At 70.4% G+C, this 18,782-nt stretch carries 15 protein-coding genes; 6 read left to right on the top strand and 9 right to left on the bottom strand.

Annotation, left to right across the window (positions count from 1 at the left end):
• Window positions 1-110: 110 nt before the first annotated feature.
• Window positions 111-1,370, bottom strand: coding sequence for an amidohydrolase (locus tag AABM36_RS05290; RefSeq protein WP_423447713.1), 1,260 nt, complete (start codon window positions 1,368-1,370; stop codon window positions 111-113).
• 24 nt (window positions 1,371-1,394) lie between these two features.
• On the bottom strand, window positions 1,395-2,510 hold the full coding sequence (locus AABM36_RS05285) for a mannose-1-phosphate guanylyltransferase (RefSeq protein WP_423447711.1): 1,116 nt from the start codon (window positions 2,508-2,510) through the stop codon (window positions 1,395-1,397).
• A 461-nt stretch (window positions 2,511-2,971) separates the two neighbouring features.
• On the opposite strand from AABM36_RS05285, the gene sdhC reads away from it, so the two are divergent.
• From sdhC to AABM36_RS05265, 4 genes are all read left to right on the top strand, one after another.
• Window positions 2,972-3,349, top strand: a complete 378-nt coding sequence (gene sdhC, locus AABM36_RS05280) for a succinate dehydrogenase, cytochrome b556 subunit (protein ID WP_019310203.1) — start codon at window positions 2,972-2,974, stop codon at window positions 3,347-3,349.
• A gap of 4 nt (window positions 3,350-3,353) precedes the next feature.
• Complete coding sequence (locus AABM36_RS05275) at window positions 3,354-3,839, top strand: succinate dehydrogenase hydrophobic membrane anchor subunit (protein WP_039100898.1); 486 nt, start codon at window positions 3,354-3,356, stop codon at window positions 3,837-3,839.
• A 106-nt stretch (window positions 3,840-3,945) separates the two neighbouring features.
• On the top strand, window positions 3,946-5,697 hold the full coding sequence (gene sdhA, locus AABM36_RS05270; RefSeq protein ID WP_423447709.1) for a succinate dehydrogenase flavoprotein subunit: 1,752 nt from the start codon (window positions 3,946-3,948) through the stop codon (window positions 5,695-5,697).
• Window positions 5,697-6,479: a succinate dehydrogenase iron-sulfur subunit gene (locus AABM36_RS05265; protein ID WP_423447707.1), complete on the top strand. Its 783-nt coding sequence runs from the start codon at window positions 5,697-5,699 to the stop codon at window positions 6,477-6,479. The genes sdhA and AABM36_RS05265 overlap by 1 nt, the downstream gene beginning before the upstream one ends.
• Window positions 6,480-6,741: 262 nt before the next feature.
• On the opposite strand, the gene AABM36_RS05260 is transcribed toward AABM36_RS05265, so the two are convergent.
• The 5 genes from AABM36_RS05260 to AABM36_RS05240 all read right to left on the bottom strand — a co-directional run bounded on the left by AABM36_RS05260 (window position 6,742) and on the right by AABM36_RS05240 (window position 11,222).
• Window positions 6,742-7,911 carry a YhjD/YihY/BrkB family envelope integrity protein gene (locus tag AABM36_RS05260; protein ID WP_423447705.1) on the bottom strand — a complete coding sequence of 390 codons (1,170 nt, stop codon included), beginning with the start codon at window positions 7,909-7,911 and terminating at the stop codon, window positions 6,742-6,744.
• Window positions 7,898-8,470 carry a 2'-5' RNA ligase family protein gene (locus AABM36_RS05255; protein ID WP_019310208.1) on the bottom strand — a complete coding sequence of 191 codons (573 nt, stop codon included), beginning with the start codon at window positions 8,468-8,470 and terminating at the stop codon, window positions 7,898-7,900. Before AABM36_RS05255 ends, AABM36_RS05260 begins: the two co-directional genes overlap by 14 nt.
• Before the next feature lie 58 nt (window positions 8,471-8,528).
• Window positions 8,529-9,557, bottom strand: a complete 1,029-nt coding sequence (trpS, locus tag AABM36_RS05250) for a tryptophan--tRNA ligase (protein WP_019310209.1) — start codon at window positions 9,555-9,557, stop codon at window positions 8,529-8,531.
• A 211-nt stretch (window positions 9,558-9,768) separates the two neighbouring features.
• Complete coding sequence (locus tag AABM36_RS05245) at window positions 9,769-10,608, bottom strand: exodeoxyribonuclease III (RefSeq protein WP_423447703.1); 840 nt, start codon at window positions 10,606-10,608, stop codon at window positions 9,769-9,771.
• 83 nt (window positions 10,609-10,691) lie between these two features.
• Window positions 10,692-11,222, bottom strand: coding sequence for a hypothetical protein (locus AABM36_RS05240; RefSeq protein WP_019310211.1), 531 nt, complete (start codon window positions 11,220-11,222; stop codon window positions 10,692-10,694).
• A gap of 108 nt (window positions 11,223-11,330) precedes the next feature.
• Between AABM36_RS05240 and AABM36_RS05235 the strand changes: the two genes are divergently transcribed.
• Complete coding sequence (locus AABM36_RS05235; protein WP_019310212.1) at window positions 11,331-12,830, top strand: MFS transporter; 1,500 nt, start codon at window positions 11,331-11,333, stop codon at window positions 12,828-12,830.
• Between the two features lie 80 nt (window positions 12,831-12,910).
• On the opposite strand, the gene AABM36_RS05230 is transcribed toward AABM36_RS05235, so the two are convergent.
• Both AABM36_RS05230 and glyA read right to left on the bottom strand, forming a co-directional pair.
• Window positions 12,911-13,801 carry a bifunctional methylenetetrahydrofolate dehydrogenase/methenyltetrahydrofolate cyclohydrolase gene (locus tag AABM36_RS05230; RefSeq protein WP_019310213.1) on the bottom strand — a complete coding sequence of 297 codons (891 nt, stop codon included), beginning with the start codon at window positions 13,799-13,801 and terminating at the stop codon, window positions 12,911-12,913.
• A gap of 1 nt (window position 13,802) precedes the next feature.
• Window positions 13,803-15,089, bottom strand: coding sequence for a serine hydroxymethyltransferase (glyA, locus tag AABM36_RS05225; RefSeq protein WP_423447700.1), 1,287 nt, complete (start codon window positions 15,087-15,089; stop codon window positions 13,803-13,805).
• Between the two features lie 326 nt (window positions 15,090-15,415).
• Here glyA and AABM36_RS05220 point away from each other — a divergent pair, with 326 nt between their 5' ends.
• Window positions 15,416-18,772 carry a beta-phosphoglucomutase family hydrolase gene (locus AABM36_RS05220; protein WP_423447699.1) on the top strand — a complete coding sequence of 1,119 codons (3,357 nt, stop codon included), beginning with the start codon at window positions 15,416-15,418 and terminating at the stop codon, window positions 18,770-18,772.
• Window positions 18,773-18,782 lie beyond the last annotated feature (10 nt).

Genomic DNA, 18,782 nt, shown 5'->3' with positions numbered 1-18,782 from the left:
AGAGCCGGGCCCTCGCACCGCGGAGGAACCGCGAGAAGGACGTGACCCGGATCATAGGTCCGCTCAGTGTAGCCCCATAACTCCCTGGCAGTGCGCCGGGTCCCGGCGTGTCAGCCCTCGGGCCGCTCCGGAACCTGTGCCGCATCCGTCAGCTCGCGCACCCGCAGCCGGACCGCCCGCAGCGCGGCGGAGGCCATGACCTGCACGCCGCACCGGATGGCCTCCTCCTGCGGGACGTAGTCGGACTGGTGCAGGTCGTACGTGCGGCCACCCGGTTCACGGGTGCCCAGGCGCATCATGGCGCCGGGCACGTGCTGCAGGAACCACGCGAAGTCCTCCCCGCCCATGGACTGCTCCACCAGCAGGATGCTCTCCTCCCCCAGCTCCGCGCGGGCAGCGATCTCCAGCAGGGTGGTCTCGGTCTCGCCGTTGACCACGGGCGGCACGCCGCGGATGTGCTCGAGGTCCACATTGACTCCGTACGGGGCCGCAACCTGCCCCACGACCTCGTCGAGCATCTCCCCGGCCTGGTACCACGCGTCCGCGTCCAGGCAGCGCATGGTCCCGGCCATGAAGCCGGACATGGGAATGGCGTTGGGTGCCACCCCGGCGTGGATCTGACCCCACACCACGGCCACGCCCGAGCGCACGTCCACCCGCCGGGAGAGCACCGCGGGGACGTCGATGGCGATCTGGCTCATCGCGTAGACCAGGTCCTCGGTCAGGTGGGGGCGCGAGGTGTGCCCGCCGCGGCCCGAGAGCTCGATCCGGATGGTGTCGGACGCGGAGGTGATCGCACCGATCCGGGTCCCCACCTGCCCCACGTCCAGCTTGGGCTCGCAGTGCAGCGCGAACATCCGGGGCACGCCGGCCAGCACGTTCTGCTTGATGATGCTCAGCGCTCCGCCCGGCAGCTTCTCCTCGGCGGGCTGGAACACGATCCGCACGGTGCCCGCGAACGGCGAGGAGCGGTGCAGGTCCGCGAGCACCCGGGCCACCCCGAGCATCACGGTGGTGTGGATGTCGTGGCCGCACGCGTGCATCACACCCTCGTGGATGGACGCGTACTCCAGCCCCGTGTCCTCCAGGATCGGCAGCGCGTCGATGTCCGCGCGCAGCCCCACCATCACGGGCCCGCGACCCACGTCCACGTAGCATCCGGTGCGCTCGAACCGCACGGGGCGCAGACCGGAGGCCTCCAGGGCGTTCATGATCCGCTCGGTGGTGCGGTACTCCTCGTAGGAGAGCTCAGGGTGGCGGTGCACGTCGCGCCGGAAGCGGATCAGGTCCGGGAGGTAGTGGGAGAGCAGGGGCCCGATCGCGGGGGGCAGGCCGACGTCGTCGGCGGAGGGCAGCGGCAGATCCAACATGAGAGCCAGAGTACCGCCGTGGCGTCAGAGGACGTCCGTGTCCCCGTTGCGCTTGAGGGAGTCCACGGCGTTCTTCACGCGCTGGGCGTGCTCCGCGGTGGTGACCAGCAGGGCGTCCGGGGTGTCCACCACCACGATGTCCTCCACACCGATCAGCGCGATGAGCCGCCCGGTGTCCGAGACCACGATCCCGGAGGACTCGTCCGCGAGCACCCGGTTGTTCTGTCCCAGGATGGACACCTGCGAATCGGTCTGCGGGTCCACCTTGTTGAGGCGGTTGATCGCGGCGAAGTCCCCCACGTCCTCCCACGTGAAGTCCCCGGGGACCATGGCCACGGCTCCTGCGGCTGCCGCCGGCTCGGCCACGGCGTAGTCGATCGCGGTCTTGGTCAGGGTGGGCCAGACCTCGTCCACCACGGCGTCGCGCTCGGGGGTGTCCCAGGCGTCGGCGATCCGGTCCAGCCCCTTGGCCAGCTCGGGCTCGCTCTCGCGCAGGTACTCGAGCATGAGACCCACCGGTGCCACGAACATCCCCGCGTTCCACGTGTAGCGGCCACTGGCCACGTACTGCCGGGCGGTCCCCTCGTCCGGCTTCTCCACGAACTGCTCGACCGCGAGCGCGTGGGGTGCCTCCGCGAGCCCCAGGGACTCCCCCGCCTTGATGTACCCGAAGCCCGTGGCCGGGGAGGAGGGGGTGATGCCGATGGTCACGATCCGTCCGGTGTCCGCGGCCTGCACCGCCTCGCGGACCACCTCCTGGAACGCCTCCGCGGGCTCCACCACGTGGTCCGCGGCGAACGAGCCGATGATCGCCGTGGGATCGCGCCGGGCGATGAGCGTGCACGCGAGCCCGATCGCCGCCGCCGAGTCCTTGGGGGACGGCTCCAGCACGAGGTCGCCGTCCGTGAGCTCCGGCAGCTGCTCCTGCACCGCTCCCGCGTGCGAACGACCCGTGACCACCATGATGGGCCCGTCCGTCAGCGCGGCCAGCCGGTCGTAGGTGGCGCGCAGCAGGGACGAGCCCGAGCCGGTGAGGTCCAGCAGGAACTTGGGGGCGTCCGCGCGGGAGAGGGGCCACAGCCGTGAGCCCACGCCGCCCGCGGGAATGAACGGATGGAATCGTTGCAATGGCGAAGTCACGACCGTCAGTGTACGGCCAGACCCGCGCGGCTCCGCGGATCTCGAGCCTGTGACGTGCCCCCGGACGAGCGGCGTCCCCCGCCCGGGGGACGCCGCTGCCGTTGCACTCCCCGCCCCGTGGGAACCCCCGGGGAACGACGCCGCCGCGTCCGGTCCACGCGCCGGGTGCGCCGTCCGACGACGACGCCGGGACCCCTGCGGAACACCGCCCGGGGCCGCCCCTGGGAGCCGCGATTCGGGAATGTCGAACTGTGCTAATTCCGCGGCCCCGTGCGGTTTTCGGGATGGCGACACGTTGTCAGTGAACTCCCGGGAGGCTGGTATCTTTGACGAGAACTACCGCATCATCCATGACAGAGCCAGCCAGAGCTCCGCCATCGCCGTGCACCCGCGCGAGACCGCTACCGATTCTCACCGATCACCAGTGCGCACGACGACGAGCGACACAGGGAGGACATTCCGTGGCGAACTCATCCAGGGGCACCCTTTACCGCGGCCAGTACGGCATGTGGTCATGGGTTGCCCACCGTATTACCGGCGTGGCCATCTTCTTCTTCCTGCTGGTCCACGTCCTCGACACCGCTCTCGTGCGTGTATCCCCCGAGGCGTACAACGCAGTGATTGCCACCTACAAGAACCCCATCATGGGTCTGGGCGAGACCGGCCTGGTGGCCGCGATCGTGTACCACGCCTTCAATGGGCTTCGCATCATCCTGATCGACTTCTGGAAGGGCGGGACCAAGCACCAGAAGGGTCTCCTCTGGGGAGTCATCGCCCTGTGGGTCATCGTGATGATCCCCTTCCTCATCCGCCACCTGTCGATCGTTTTCGGGGGTTGATCCCATGAGCACTCCTCTCAAGACCAAGATCCAGGTCCCCCGCAGCCGGGACCTCGAGGTGGACGGTGTCAAGTACAACCGCGCATCCTCCTCCCGCAGCAGCTTCGAGATGTTCGCGTGGCTGTTCATGCGCATGTCCGGCGTGCTGCTCATCGTCCTCGTGTTCGGCCACCTCTTCGTCAACCTCATGGTGGGCGAGGGTGTGCACGCCGTGGACTTCGGCTTCGTGGGCGGCAAGTGGGCCAACCCGTTCTGGCAGGTCTGGGACCTGGTCATGCTGTGGCTGGCCATGCTCCACGGCACCAACGGCATGCGGACCATCATCGACGACTACGCCGCCCGCAGCACCACCCGCTTCTGGCTCAAGGTGCTGCTGTTCGTGGCCTCCGCGTTCGTCATCCTCCTGGGCACCATGGTGATCTTCACCTTCGATCCTTGCCCGGCCGGCGCTGATCCCTCGCTGCTGCCGTCCTTCTGCCCCGCGCAGTGACCCGGTGAACGGCGGGGCCCCCGGGCCCCGCCGTTCGCGGTCGTTCCGGACCACGCGTCCGGACCCCACACTTCTCCCACTCACCCACGTAGAAAGAACATCTGGTATGCAGGTTCACAAGTACGATGTGGTAATCGTCGGCGCCGGCGGCGCCGGCATGCGTGCCGCCATTGAGTCCGGCCAGCGCGCCCGCACTGCCGTACTGACCAAGCTCTACCCCACCCGCTCCCACACGGGTGCGGCACAGGGTGGCATGTGCGCGGCCCTCGCCAACGTCGAGGAGGACAACTGGGAGTGGCACACCTTCGACACCGTCAAGGGTGGCGACTACCTGGTGGACCAGGACGCCGCCGAGGTCATGGCCAAGGAGGCCATCGACGCGGTGCTCGACCTGGAGCACATGGGTCTGCCCTTCAACCGCACGCCCGAGGGCAAGATCGACCAGCGCCGCTTCGGCGGCCACACCCGTGACCACGGCAAGAGCCCGGTGCGCCGCGCGTGCTACGCCGCGGACCGCACGGGCCACATGATCCTGCAGACCCTCTACCAGACGTGCATCAAGCACAACGTGGAGTTCTTCAACGAGTTCTACGTCCTGGACCTCATCATGGTGGACACCCCCGAGGGGCGTCGCTCCGCCGGTGTGGTGGCCTACGACCTCGCCACCGGCGAGCTGCACGTGTTCCAGGCCAAGTCCGTGGTCTTCGCCTCGGGAGGCGCGGGCAAGGTCTTCAAGACCACCTCCAACGCCCACACCCTCACCGGTGACGGCATGGCCATCGCGTTCCGCAACGGACTGCCGCTGGAGGACATGGAGTTCGTCCAGTTCCACCCCACGGGACTCGCCGGTCTGGGGATCCTCGTCTCGGAGGCGGCCCGTGGTGAGGGCGGCATCCTGCGCAACGCGGACGGCGAGCGCTTCATGGAGCGCTACGCCCCCACCATCAAGGACCTCGCCCCGCGCGACATCGTGGCCCGGTCCATGGCCAACGAGGTGCGCGAGGGCCGCGGCTGCGGCCCCAACAAGGACTACGTGCTGCTGGACCTCACGCACCTGGAGCCCGCGCACATCGACGCCAAGCTCCCGGACATCACGGAGTTCGCCCGCACCTACCTGGGTGTGGAGCCCTACACCGAGCCGGTGCCCGTGTTCCCCACGGCGCACTACTGCATGGGTGGCATCCCCACCGACATCAAGGGCGAGGTCTTCCAGGACTCCGAGACCACGATCCCCGGCCTGTACGCCGCGGGTGAGGTGGCCTGCGTGTCCGTGCACGGCTCCAACCGCCTGGGCACCAACTCCCTGCTGGACATCAACGTGTTCGGCAAGCGCGCCGGGATCTTCGCGGCGGAGTACGCGCAGACCGCCGAGTTCCTGCCGGTCCCCGACGACGCCGTGGCACGCACCGAGGCGCTGCTGGACAACGCCCGCAGCCCCCACGGCAGCGAGAAGGTCGCGGCCATCCGCAAAGACCTGCAGGACACCATGGACCTGAACATGCAGGTGTTCCGCACGGCCGAGACCATCCAGCAGGCGCTGGAGGACATCGCGGCCCTGGAGGAGCGCTACGCCAACATCTCCATCCAGGACCAGGGCAAGCGCTTCAACCTGGACCTGCTGGAGGCCGTGGAACTGGGCTTCCTGCTGGAGCTCGCCAAGGTGATGTCCGTGGCGGCCCTGCACCGTGAGGAGTCCCGCGGCGGACACTTCCGCGAGGACTTCCCCGATCGTGACGATGAGAACTTCATGGTCCACTCCATGGTGTACGAAGACCCGTCGTCAGCCACCGCGGGTATCCGGCAGGAGACCAAGCCGGTGATCATGACCCGCTACGAGCCGATGGAGCGTAAGTACTGATGTCCACTGCAGTGACCGAGAACCAGAACCAGGACGCTCAGAAGCCCGACGCCGAGGGCGAAGAGGCCATCCCCACGTACGACGTGGTGCTGCGGGTCCGCCGGTACAACCCCGAGTTCGAGACCGAGGCGCACTGGGACGAGTGGCCCCTCACCATGTACGGCACCGACCGTGTGCTGGATGCCCTGCACAAGGTCAAGTGGGAGCTGGACGGCTCGCTGTCCTTCCGGCGCTCGTGCGCCCACGGCGTGTGCGGCTCCGATGCCATGCGCATCAACGGCCGCAACCGCCTGGCCTGCAAGACGCTGCTGAAGGACCTCGACCTGTCCAAGCCCATCCTCGTGGAGCCCATCAAGGGTCTGCCGTGCGAGAAGGACCTGATCGTGGACATGGAGCCGTTCTTCCAGTCCTACCGCGAGATCATGCCGTTCCTGGTGAACGAGGACCACACCCCCACCGGGGAGCGGTTCCAGTCCCAGGAGGACCGCGAGCGCTTCGACGACACCACCAAGTGCATCCTATGCGCGGCGTGCACGTCCTCGTGCCCCGTGTTCTGGACGGACGGGCAGTACTTCGGGCCCGCCGCGATCGTCAACGCGCACCGGTTCATCTTCGACTCGCGCGACCAGGCGGGTGACATGCGTCTGGAGATCCTCAACGACAAGGAAGGCGTGTGGCGCTGCCGCACCACCTTCAACTGCACCGAGGCGTGCCCCCGCGGCATCCAGGTGACCAAGGCCATCGCCGAGGTCAAGAAGGCGGTCTTCGCCTCCGCCCTGTGACCCTCCGGCGCAGCCGACAGGCCCCGGGATCCGTGCTGGATCCCGGGGCCTTCGTCATTGCCGCGAGTGCCCCGCGAGGATTCCCGAGCGGCACCCCCCGCCACGGCCAGGCACCGGCCTGCCTTCACGAGCGCGACGCATCAGCCGGCCCCCGCGGTCATCGGCGAGCGTTCCCGGAACCGCCGTGGACGGCCTGCCGTCCTACCGCGCGTCGGTGGGTGCGGGACGAGCGTGGAGGCCGGGACCGGGTGGGAGAGGGGCCCTACTGCGCGTCGGTGGGTGCGGGGCTGCTGCCCGAGGGGCGCCCGAAGTCGACGGGAGCCTCGTGGCCGAGCCCCCGTGCGGCGTCGGGAAGGGCGGATGCGGCCACGGCGGCCACTGCCCTGTCCTCGCGCTCGGGCTGGGCGCGGGCACCGCGGATGTCCGCCTGCACCACGGCCCCGGCGGCGGCGGAGAACAGCAGCACCTGGCCGTAGAAGTTGAACCACAGCAGAACGCCCACCAGCACGGCCACGGAGAGCAGGTAGGGGTTCTCCCCCGCCCGGCCGATGATCTCGCTGCCGCCGTAGCGCAGCACCTGGGACCCCAGGCCACCGATCACCACGGTGACCGCGAGCGCCTTGCGGTGCAGCTTGAGCTGGGCCACGCCGCGCACCAGGGTGAAGCTCATCAGGCAGTCCACGAGCAGCCCCACCGCGAACGTGATCGTGGACTTCACCCCGCCGTCGAGCCAGGGCTGCAGCGTGGTGAGTCCGATGTCCCCGAGCCACCCGATGATGCCGTCCACCGCACCCGAGGCGAAAATGCTCACGGTCGCGGAGGCCAGCAGCAGCAGGCCCACGACCACGAGCCAGCCGAGGTCCCGGGCCACGGCCGCCAGCGGAGCGCCGGGCGCCGGGGGCACCTCGAACATCCGGCGGGTCGCCAGGCGCACGCCGGCCACCCAGCGCCACGCGGTGTAGAGCAGCACCACCACGGCCACGGTGGAGGCCACGGAGAAGGGGCCGGTGTTCTCGAGCAGCTCCAGGGGGATCACTCCCCCGTGCCCGTCCCCCACGTCCAGCAGCCCGGGGATCTTCTCCGTCAGCCCCGCCACCAGGTTCTGCTGCAGCGGGGAGTTGGTCCCCAGGAACGTGGCCAGTGCCGCGAAGAAGATCACCAGCAGGGCGGTGGAGGCGAACAGGAGCTGGTAGGCCAGTCCCGCCGCCATGAGGGGACCGCCGTGGAACGTGTAGTGGCCCACGGTGCGCACCGGGGGCAGGGCCATGGCCCGGGCGAAGGCCCACGCGAAGAACGCGCCGGTGCGCCTCCCGACAGGGGCGCCTCGAGACGCCAGCTCCCGCCGCACGGCACGGAGCCGACGGTGCTCGGCGGTCAGCCCGGCGCGGTCCACGAGGGCGGGAACCACCGGGGGTGGGTCAGTGCGAGCCACGCTCGTCCGCACCCCGGTGGCCGAAGCACACGGTCTCTCGCACGTGCCACACGCCGTGCTCGTCGCCCTCGTACACGTGCACGCGGTCCACGAGGAAGCCCGCGCGATAGGTGCGCAGCATCTCCTGCGCCCGGTCCAGGGTCTCGTCGTCGAGCCCGTGGGCCAGGGTGACGTGCGGGTGGTACTCGAAGGGGGAGGCGGAGTCCATTCCGCTGCCGTGCAGGGCCCGGTGCAGGGCGAGGCACTGCTCGCGGCCGCGTTCCACGTCCAGGTAGACCACGGGGGTCACGGGCCGGAACGTGCCGGTCCCGTGGATCTCCAGGTGGAACGGCTTCCACCCGACCAGCACCCGGCGCACGTGCGCCACGAGCCGGTTCCACTCGCCACGGGACTCCGAGATCATGAGGGTGATGTGCGGGGAGACGCCCACGGCCGGGGAGTCCTCGAACGAGGCCCGCCAGTCCCGCAGCTCCTGGCCCGTGGGCTCGGGCAGCCGGATGACCACACCGGCGTAGACGTGCCCCGGGCGCACGGTGGGTGAGGTCTGCTGCTCGCTCACGCGATCCTCCTCGACTCGGCCGCGTTCCAGACTATCCCACCGTGTTCCGCGCAGTGCCTCAGGCTCCGGGGAGGAAGCCCATCCGCCCGTACACCTCGGCCAGGGTGCGGGACGCGATGTCCCTGCCCTTCTGGGCGCCCCGGGCGAGGAGACGGTCGAGCTCGGCGGGGTCGTCGAGCAGCTCCTGGGCGCGCTTCTGGATGGGGTCCATGGTCTGGGTGACCACCTCGGCGAGGTCCACCTTGAGGTGGCCGTACATCTTGCCCTCGTACTCGGCCTCCAGGGCATCCACGGTCGTGCCCGTCAGGGACGAGTAGATGGTCAGCAGGTTGGAGACACCCGGCTTCGCCTGGCGGTCGAAGCGCACCTCGGTGCCGTCGTCCGTGACCGCGGACTTGATCTTCTTGGCGTTGACCTTGGCGGGATCCAGCAGCCGGACCAGTCCCGAGTCCGAGGGAGCGGACTTGGACATCTTGGCCGTGGGGTTCTGCAGGTCGTAGACCTTGGCGGAATTCTCCAGGATCTTGGCGTCCGGCACGGTGAAGGTCTCGCCGAACCGGGAGTTGAAGCGCTGCGCGAGGGTGCGGGTCAGCTCCAGGTGCTGGCGCTGGTCCTCCCCCACCGGAACCTGCTGGGCCTGGTACACCAGGATGTCCGCGGCCATCAGCACCGGGTAGGTGAACAGCCCCACCGTGGTGTTCTCCGCCCCCTGCTTCACGGACTTGTCCTTGAACTGGGTCATCCGCGCCGCCTCGCCGTAGCCGGTGATGCAGTTGAGCACCCACGCCAGCTGCGTGTGCTCGGGGACCTGGGACTGGATCAGCAGGGTGGAGCGCTCCGGGTCGATGCCCGCGGCAATGTACTGCGCGGCCGTCACACGGGTGCGCTCGGACATCGTGGCCGGATCCTGTCCGGTGGTGATGGAGTGCAGGTCCGCCACGAAGAACACGCAGTCGTTGTCGTCCTGCATGTCCACCCAGTTGCGCAGGGCCCCCACGTAGTTGCCCAGGTGCAGGGAGTCCGCGGAGGGCTGGACGCCGGAGACCACGCGCGGGATCTGGTTCACGGGGGTGCTCTGTTCGCTCACGGGGCTGTCTTCTTTCGTTCGTGCGCACCGCGCAGGGCCGCGGTGCGCGAAGGTGCGGGTGACGCGCCGCGTGCGTGCGGCGGCGTCGTGGTCGGGAGTGCGGGAGGTCGTGGTGGCCGGTGCGCGGGCGGCACGGGTGCGCCGGGCGCGGGGACCGGACCGTGGCCCGCCGCGGGGAGGGAGCCTCGCGGCGTCGAACCGGTGCTGCGGCTCAGGCGAGCCGGTAGTCCACCACGAGCGGTGCGTGGTCCGAGAACCGGACGTCGTAGCTCGCGGCCCGGTCCACCGCGGCGCTCTCGGCGCGCGCGGCCAGTCCGGGGGTGGCCATGTGGTAGTCGATGCGCCACCCGGCGTCCGTGTCGAACGCCTTGCCGCGGTAGGACCACCAGGTGTAGGGACCGGGGACGTCCCCGGCCAGGCTGCGGGCCACGTCCACGTAGCCCACGTCCCCGAAGAAGCGGTCGAAGTACGCGCGCTCCTCGGGCAGGAAACCGGCGTTCTTGACGTTGCCCTTCCAGTTCTTGATGTCCCGCTCGGTGTGGCCCACGTTGAGGTCCCCCACCACGAGCGCGTGGTCGGAGCCCTGCGCGAGCTGCGGCAGGCGCGTGAGCATGGCGTCCATGAAACGGTACTTGTCCGCCTGCTTGGGCGTGTCCACCTCACCGGAGTGCACGTAGGCGGAGACCAGGGTGAGCGTCTCGCCGTTGGGGAGCGTGAGGTCGTTCTCGACCCAGCGCCCGGAGTCGTCGAAGTACTCCTCGCCGATCCCCACGCGCGAGGCGGTGGGCAGCAGGGCGCCGTCGAACGCGTCCCGGCGGGTGGCGATCGCCACGCCCGCCCGCCCCTTGGCCGAGGCCTCGGCGTGCTGCACGTCCCAGACGTCCTCGTCCAGCAGCTCGCGCGTGATCTTGTCCGGTGCGCGCACCTCTTGCAGGCACAGCAGGTCCACGCCGCGAGGTGCCAGCCACTCGGCCATCCCGCGCCGGTAGGCGGCCCGGATGCCGTTCACGTTCACCGTGGCAATGCGTACCCTCTGCCCTGAGTCAGCCATCCGTTGAGTCTCCTCGGTCGTTCATGATGTCTCGTGCGTCCCTGACGCGCAGGGACGACGCCGCCGGGCCCCGTCCCGCAGGATCAGTCCTCCACCGTACCGCTCACGGGGGTGCCGGAGTCGCGGAGGCTGCGCAGCCCGTTGGCCGCGGTCATGTCGATGGTCTCCAGGGCCCGACGGACCTGCTCGGGATCCGCCTCCGGGGAGGAGAGCTGCTCCTTGACCACCTTGGACTGCACCAGAATGACCTGCATGCCGTGGGCGAGCTTCTCGTCCCGCAGCGACCATCCCTCGCCCGCCGCGGACGTGGCGGGCGCACGGCCGTGCTGGGCCTGGAACTGTTCCTGGGCCTGGCGCACCTGCTCCCGTCCGAACACGGCGGCCTTGCGGACCATGTACAGCGCCCACGCGGCGAGCATGAGCCAGCCCAGGGCGATGCCCGCGAGGATCCAGCCCAGCAGCGTGTTGGCGTTGGCGGCCTCGATCAGGGCGACCACGAAGATCACCACGAGCACGGCCAGCCCGATCAGGGTGCCCCACAGCGCGGTGCGTCCCGAGCGGGGTGAGCGTCTGGTGTCGGCGGGGTGGGCGGCGGGAGATCCGATGGGCTGCATGGGGTCATTGTCTCAAACCCTGCTGTGCGTACCGAATCGCGCGGGTCCGGGCCGCGCGGCGGCGTCGTGCCCGTGGCGCTCGTCCCCGGACAGGAGTATCAAAGGAGGGTGAGTCACGACCCCGCACCTTCCCCGCACTCCCACGACGCCGACACCACGACCTCCCAGAACTCTCCACGTCCCGACGCCTCCGGGGGCGAGCCGGAGGAGCTGAGCCCCGCCGCGCGCCGGCGTGTCCTGGGGGTGCTGCTCGTGCCGCTGTTCATGTCCCTGATCAGCGTGTCCATCGTGAACGTGACGCTGAGCTCCATCCAGCAGGACCTGCACGCGAGCGCCTCCGCCCTGCAGTGGGTGCTCACCGGCTACGCCCTGGCCTTCGGCGTCCTGCTGGTGGCCAGCGGGCGGGCAGGGGACGTCTTCGGGCGCCGCAAGCTGTTCGTCGGGGGCATCGCCGTGTTCGCCGGCGCGTCCCTGCTGTGCGGGCTGGCACCGAACACCACGGTGCTCAACATCGGGCGCGTGGTCCAGGGGCTGGGCTCCGGCATGCTCAACCCCCAGACCGTGGGCATGATCCAGCAGTACTTCCGGGGCCGGGAACGCGCCCGCGCCTTCGGGCTCTTCGGCTCCGTGGTGGGGGTCGCGGTGGCGATCGGGCCCACGCTGGGCGGCCTGCTCATCCAGGTGCTGGGACCCGGCACCGGGTGGCGCGCCGCGTTCCTGGTGAACGTCCCCATCGCGGTGCTCGCGATCGTGCTGGCCATGCTGTGGCTGCCCCGTCAGCCCCGCCGCCCCGGCCGCGTGGACATGGATCCCGTGGGGGTCGGCGTGTTCGGCATCGCCGTGCTCGCGCTGCTGCTGCCCTTCGTCGAGGCCCGGGTGAGCCCCTGGATCTGGCTGTCGCTGCCCGTGGGCCTGCTCCTGGTCTTCCTCTGGGTGCGCTGGGAACGCCGGTACAAGACCGCTGGCGGCTCGCCCATGGTGGACCTGGAGCTGTTCCGCACCGCGAGCTTCAGCTACGGGAGCCTGCTGATCTCCATCTACTTCCTGGGCGTCACGAGCGTGTGGATCGTCGTGGCCATGTACGCCCAGCAGGGCCTCGGGCGCACCGCCCTGGAGTCCGGGACCCTGGGCCTGCCGGCCTCCATCCTCTCCGCCGTCATCGCTCCGCTCTCCGGGCGCGCGGTGCTGCGCTGGGGGCGCACCGTGGTGGTCGTCGGCATGGGCGTGGCACTGTCCGGGATCCTGCTGTCGGTGCTCGTGGCCTACGGCATGAGCCACTGGGGCTGGCACATCGCCGCGTTCTACGCCTCGCTCGCGTTCATCGGCGCGGGGCAGGGCGCCGTGATGGCCCCCAACCAGACCCTGAGCTTCGCGGACGTGCCCCTGAAGTTCGCCGGGGCCGCGGGCGGGGTCCTGCAGACGGGTCAGCGCATGGGCACCGCGATCGGCACCGCCCTGATCACGGCCGTCACGTTCGCGGTGCTCGAGCTCGCGGACTGGAACACCGCGTTCGCGGCCGCCTTCGGGGTGATCGCCCTGGTGGTGCTGCTCGCCATGGCGGTGGCCGTGGCGGACGGGCGACGCCGCACGGCGGCCGCCCGCGCCTGAACACCGCCCGGGATGGAACGACGCCGCCCGGCGGCCTCGCGGAGGAGGCGACCGGGCGGCGTCGTGGACGGCCGGAGGGTTCAGGCCTCCCCGGCAACCTGCCGTTCGCAGGACTCGACCACGTTGACCAGCAGCATGGCGCGCGTCATGGGACCCACACCGCCGGGATTCGGGGACAACCAGGACGCGACCTCCGCGGCCGCGGGGTCGATGTCACCCGTGAGCCTGCCCTTGCCCGTCTCCGGGTCCGGCACGCGGGAGACGCCCACGTCCAGCAGCACGGCGCCGGGCTTGACCTGCTCGGCGGTGACCATGTGCGGGCGGCCCGCCGCGGCCACCACCACGTCCGCCCGCGCGAGCAGCTCGGGCAGGTTCTGCGTACCCGTGTGCGCGAGGGTGACCGTCGCGTTGATCTCCCGACGGGTGAGCAGCAGGCCCATGGGACGGCCCACGGTCACGCCGCGGCCGATCACGAGCACCTCGCGCCCCGCGAGCTCCACCCCATGGCGGGTGAGCAGCTCCACGATCCCGTGCGGGGTGCACGGCAGCGGGGAGGTCATCGGCTCGCTGACGTTGAGGACCAGGCGCCCCAGGTTGGTGGGGTGCAGCCCGTCCGCGTCCTTGGCCGGGTCGATGCGCTCCAGGATCGCGTTGGTGTCCATGTGCTCCGGCAACGGGAGCTGCACGATGTAGCCGGTGCACTGCGGGTCCTCGTTGAGCTCGTCGATGACGTGCTCGAGCTCCTCCTGGGACGCGTCCGCCGGAAGCTCCCTGCGGATCGAGGCCAGGCCCACCTGCTCGCAGTCGCGGTGCTTGCCCGCCACGTACGAGCGCGATCCGGGATCGTCGCCCACGAGCACCGTGCCGAGACCGGGGACCGCGCCGCGCTTCCGCAGCCGCCCGACCCGCTCGGTCAGCTCGTCCTTGATCTGGGCCGCCGTGGCCCTGCCGTCGAGGATGCTGGCCGTCACCTCACCACTCCTCGAGGCCGGGGTACAGCGGGAACTGCCCGGTGAGCGCGTCCACCCGGGAGCGCAGCGCGTCGATGTCCGCGCCGGGCATGAGCGCCTGCGCGATCACGTCCGCGACCTCGGTGAACTCGGTGGCCCCGAAACCGCGGGTGGCCAGAGCGGGCGTGCCGATCCGCAGGCCCGAGGTGACCATGGGCGGGCGGGGGTCCCACGGCACCGCGTTGCGGTTCACCGTGATGCCCGCGCGGTGCAGCAGGTCCTCGGCCTGCTTGCCGTCCAGCTCTGAGTTCCGCAGGTCCACGAGCACCAGGTGCACGTCCGTGCCGCCGGTCAGCACGGAGACGCCGTGCTCGTCGACGTCCGGTGCGGTGAGCCGCTCGGCGAGGATCTGGGCGCCCTCGATGGTGCGCTGCTGGCGCTCCCGGAAGGCCTCCGTGGCGGCGATCTTGAAGGCCACCGCCTTGCCCGCGATCGCGTGCATGAGCGGGCCGCCCTGCTGACCCGGGAACACCGCGGAGTCGATCTTCTTCTTGAGGTCCGCCTCGCAGAGGATCACGCCGGAGCGCGGGCCCGCCAGAGTTTTGTGCACCGTGGAGGTGGTCACGTGGGCGTGCGGCACCGGGTTGGGGTGCAGGCCCGCGGCCACCAGACCGGCGAAGTGGGCCATGTCCACCCACAGCTTGGCGCCCACCTCGTCCGCGATGGAGCGGAAGGCCTCGAAGTCCAGCTGGCGCGAGTACGCGGACCAGCCGGCCACGATCACGTTGGGGCGGGCCTCCAGGGCCTGCTCGCGCACCTTGTCCATGTCGATCCGGTAGCTGTCCGGGTCCACCTCGTACGCGGCGATGTTGTAGAGCTTGCCCGAGACGTTGATCTTCATGCCGTGGGTGAGGTGTCCGCCGTGGGCCAGCGAGAGGCCCATGAGGGTGTCACCGGGCTGCATGAGCGCGGCCATCACGGCGGTGTTGGCCTGCGCGCCGGAGTGGGGCTGCACGTTCGCGTGCTCGGCCCCGAACAGCTCGCACGCGCGGTCGCGGGCCAGGTTCTCCACCACGTCCACGTGCTCGCAGCCGCCGTAGTAGCGGCGCCCCGGGTAGCCCTCGGCGTACTTGTTGGTCAGCACGGAGCCCTGCGCCTCGAGCACGGCGCGCGGTGCGAAGTTCTCGGAGGCGATCATCTCCAGCGTGGAGCGCTGGCGGCCCAGCTCGTCGTCGATCGCGCGCGCCACGTCAGGATCCACCTGCGAGAGCGGCTGGTTGGTCACGGAGTCTGCCGGGGTCGGCGTCATGCTCCACCTTCTTCGTCGTCGGTAGGGTCCGCACCAGCATATCCGTGTGCCGTCCGGTTGCTGTTCGGTGCATCACACGGATCCCGCCGGGCCGGGCCAGGCGTCCCGGGCGTGCTGCCGCCGCGTGTCCGGTTCCGGCCCGGCACCGGTGGGGTGGAGCCCGGTGTGGTACGCGGGGGACCAATGCCGGTAACGTGTGTGCCCGAGCCGTTCGCGGAGGACCCGCGCGGTCGACGCACTGCCGGGCCGCCGTCGTCCCAGGACGTGGCGAGCATCCGCACCGTCCCTTTCACCACCCTGTTGCCTGTGCTAGGAGTAGCCGCGCCGTGAACGTCCTTCCCACCGCCCCGTTCACCGCCGCCATGCCCCGGGTGACGGACGGCCACGCGCCGTCGGAACCCGTGGACGTGCTGCGCACCCGCTACGCCGCCGTGATCTTCGACATGGACGGCGTGGTCACGGACACCGCCGGCGTGCACGCCCGGGCGTGGAAGAAGCTGTTCGACCAGCTGCTCCAGGATCCCCGGCTCGAGCCCGCGGAACCGGGCGGCCGGGTGGAGCGCGGGCCCTTCGACATGGCCGGCGAGTACCGCACCCACGTGGACGGCCGACGCCGCGAGGACGGTGTGCGCGCGCTGCTCGCCGCCCGCGGGGCGGCTCTCCCGGAGGCGGAGAACCACGCGGACCCGCAGCCCGGGGACTGGACCGTGCAGGGGCAGGCGAGCGCCAAGGACGGGTTCTTCCACGAGGAGCTCGCCACCCACGGGGTGCGTGTCTTCGAGGGCACCGTGGCGCTGATCGGGCGGCTGCGGGACAGCGGCGTCCCTGTGGGACTCGTGACCGCGAGCCGCAACAGCGCCGTGGTGCTGACGGCCGCCGGGTTGCAGGACTCCTTCGACCGGATCGTGGACGGCAACTGGGCGGCGGAGAACGGCCTGCCCGGCAAGCCCGCACCGGACACCTTCCTGGAGTGCGCCCGGCTGCTCGGGGTGGACCCCGCGGACGCCGTGGTCGTGGAGGACGCCGTGGCCGGTGTCCAGGCGGGCGCCGCGGGAGGCTTCGGCCTGGTGGTGGGCGTCAACCGCGACGGCGCCCGCGAGCGTCTCTACCGCGCCGGTGCCCACGTGGTGCTCAACGACGTGTCCGAGCTGGACCTGGGGGCCCGCCGGGACGACACCTGGCGGCTCGTCTTCGACGGCTTCGACCCCGCCACCGAGGCCCGCCGCGAGGCGCTGCTGACGCTGGCCAACGGCTACATGGGCGTGCGCGGAGCGGCGTGCGAGTTCCCCGCCAACGGCGTGCACTACCCGGGCACGTACCTGGCCGGCGTGTTCAACCGCGTCCTGAGCCACGTCAACGGGCGGGACGTGGAGCACGAGTCCATGGTCAACGCCCCCAACTGGCTCCACCTGGACCTGCGGTTCTCGGACGGCCGCTGGTGGTCCGAGGGCGGGCTGCGCGCATCGCAGGAGCGTGTGGAGCTGGATCTGCGCCGGGGTGTGCTGATCCGCACGCTCGTGCTCACGGACGCCGAGGCCGATCCAGCGGATCCGGAGCCCGAGCGCAGTCTCGAGGTCGAGCAGCGCCGCCTCGTGTCCCTGCGCTACCGCCACCTGGGAGCCCAGGAGACGCGCATCGTCTCGCGCGGCTACCGGGGGCGGCTGCACGTGCGCACGGGGGTGGACCCGGCGGTGACCAACAGCGGCGTGGCCGAGTACCGCGAGCTCAACTCCCACCACCTCCTGCTGCTGGACTCCACCACGCTGCCGGACGAGCACGAGACCCTGCTGTCCCTCGTGCGCACGTCCCAGTCCAAGATCGAGATCGCCATGGCGCAGCGCACGCGCATCGAGTGCGAGGGCGCGGTGACCGAGCGCCGCGAGGTGCGCCCCGGTGGCATCGAGTTCCGCCGCCACACCGTGCAGGTGACGCCGTGGAGCCCCGTGCTCGTGGACAGCACCACCGCCGTGGTCACGAGCCGCGACGCCGCGATCGGCTCGCCGCGGGACGGGGCGCTCGCCGAGCTCAACCGCACGCCGTTCGGGGTGCGCAAGCTGCTCGCGTCCCACGAGATCGAGTGGGCCCGGTTCTGGGACCGCTACGAGGTCACCCTGGAGTCCACCGAGGACACACCGGAACACCTGAGCACCCAGCTCGCCGTGCGCACCCACCTCTACCACGCCGCGCAGACTCTCGCCCCGCACCTGACCCTGCGCGACGCCGGTGTCCCGGCCCGTGGTCTGCACGGCGAGGGCTACCGCGGACACATCTTCTGGGACGAGCTGTTCATCCTGCCCGTGATCAACATGCGCCAGCCGCACGTGACCCGCTCCCTGCTCTCCTACCGCTGGCGGCGCCTGGCCATGGCCCAGCAGCGGGCCCAGGAGATCGGTCTCTACGGTGCGGCGTTCCCCTGGCAGTCCGGTTCCGACGGACGGGAGGAGACTCCCCCGGAGCTGTACAACCACCACTCCCGACGGTGGCTGCCGGACAACTCCTGGCGGCAGTTCCACGTGGGTCTGGCCATCGCCTACAACGCGTGGGTGTACTACGAGTCCTCCGGTGACATCGACTGGCTCTCCGGGCAGGGAGCGGAGCTGATCATCGGGATCACCCGTCTGTTCGCGTCCCTGGCGGAGTACGACTCCCACGACGGCCGGTACCACATCGCCGGGGTCATGGGCCCGGACGAGTACCACGACGGCCCCGCGGGCCAGCACGGTGGCGGTCTGAAGGACAACGCCTACACCAACGTGCTCGCCTCGTGGCTGTTCCGCCACTCCGCACACATCTTCAACGACATGGTGGAGCACCAGCGGGAGTACCTGGAGTCCCGCTTCGAGATCTCCCCCCAGGAGGTCCAGACCTGGCTCAACATGGCCAAGAACATGTACGTCCCGTTCAACGCGGACGGCACGATCGCCCAGTTCGAGGGCTACGACGAGCTCGCGGAACTGGACTGGGACTTCTACCGCAGCAAGTACCGCAACATCGGCCGCCTGGACCTGCTCCTCGAGAACGAGGGGGACATGACCAACAACTACAAGCTGACCAAGCAGGCGGACACCATCATGCTGGTGTACCTGCTGGGTCCGGAGGGTGTGATCGAGGAGCTCGCCCGCATGGGCTACACCACGGACCTGGACGCCGTGCAGCGCACCGTGGACCACTACATCGCCCGTTCCTCGAACGGCTCGTCCCTGTCCCGCGTGGTCAACGCCGCGGTGCTCGCGTGGCTGGACCCGGACCGCTCGTGGGGCTCGTTCCAGGACGCCCTGATGGTCGACCTGGACGACACCCAGGGCGGCACCACGGGCGAGGGCATCCACCTGGGAGCCATGGCCGGCTCCGTGGACGTGGTCACTCGGGCGTACGCCGGGCTGCGCGTGCGCGGCGACTGGCTCGAGTTCCAGCCGGCCCTGCCGCGTGAGATCGAGGCCGTGGACTTCACCGTCCTCTACTACGGCCAGGTCATCGAGGTCTCCCTGGACCACGACATCCTGGAGCTGGAGGGCAGCTCCGTGAAGGCGGATCCGGTGACCATCCACGTCAACGACGCCGAGTACGTGCTCAAGGGCGGGCAGAAGATCTCCGTGTCCCTGCGCCACCGTGAGTCGCGCCGCCCGGAGAAGGCCACCGCGGCCCTGCGCCGCCGGTTCATCTCGGACGCCGGCGAGTCCTGAGGCACGGCGG

The sequence above is a fragment of the Kocuria sp. KSNUG genome (assembly GCF_049532735.1).
GTDB lineage: Bacteria > Actinomycetota > Actinomycetes > Actinomycetales > Micrococcaceae > Kocuria > Kocuria rhizophila.
The sequence above is the reverse complement of the archived record's forward strand: the minus strand, read 5'-3'. Positions and strand labels throughout refer to the sequence as shown.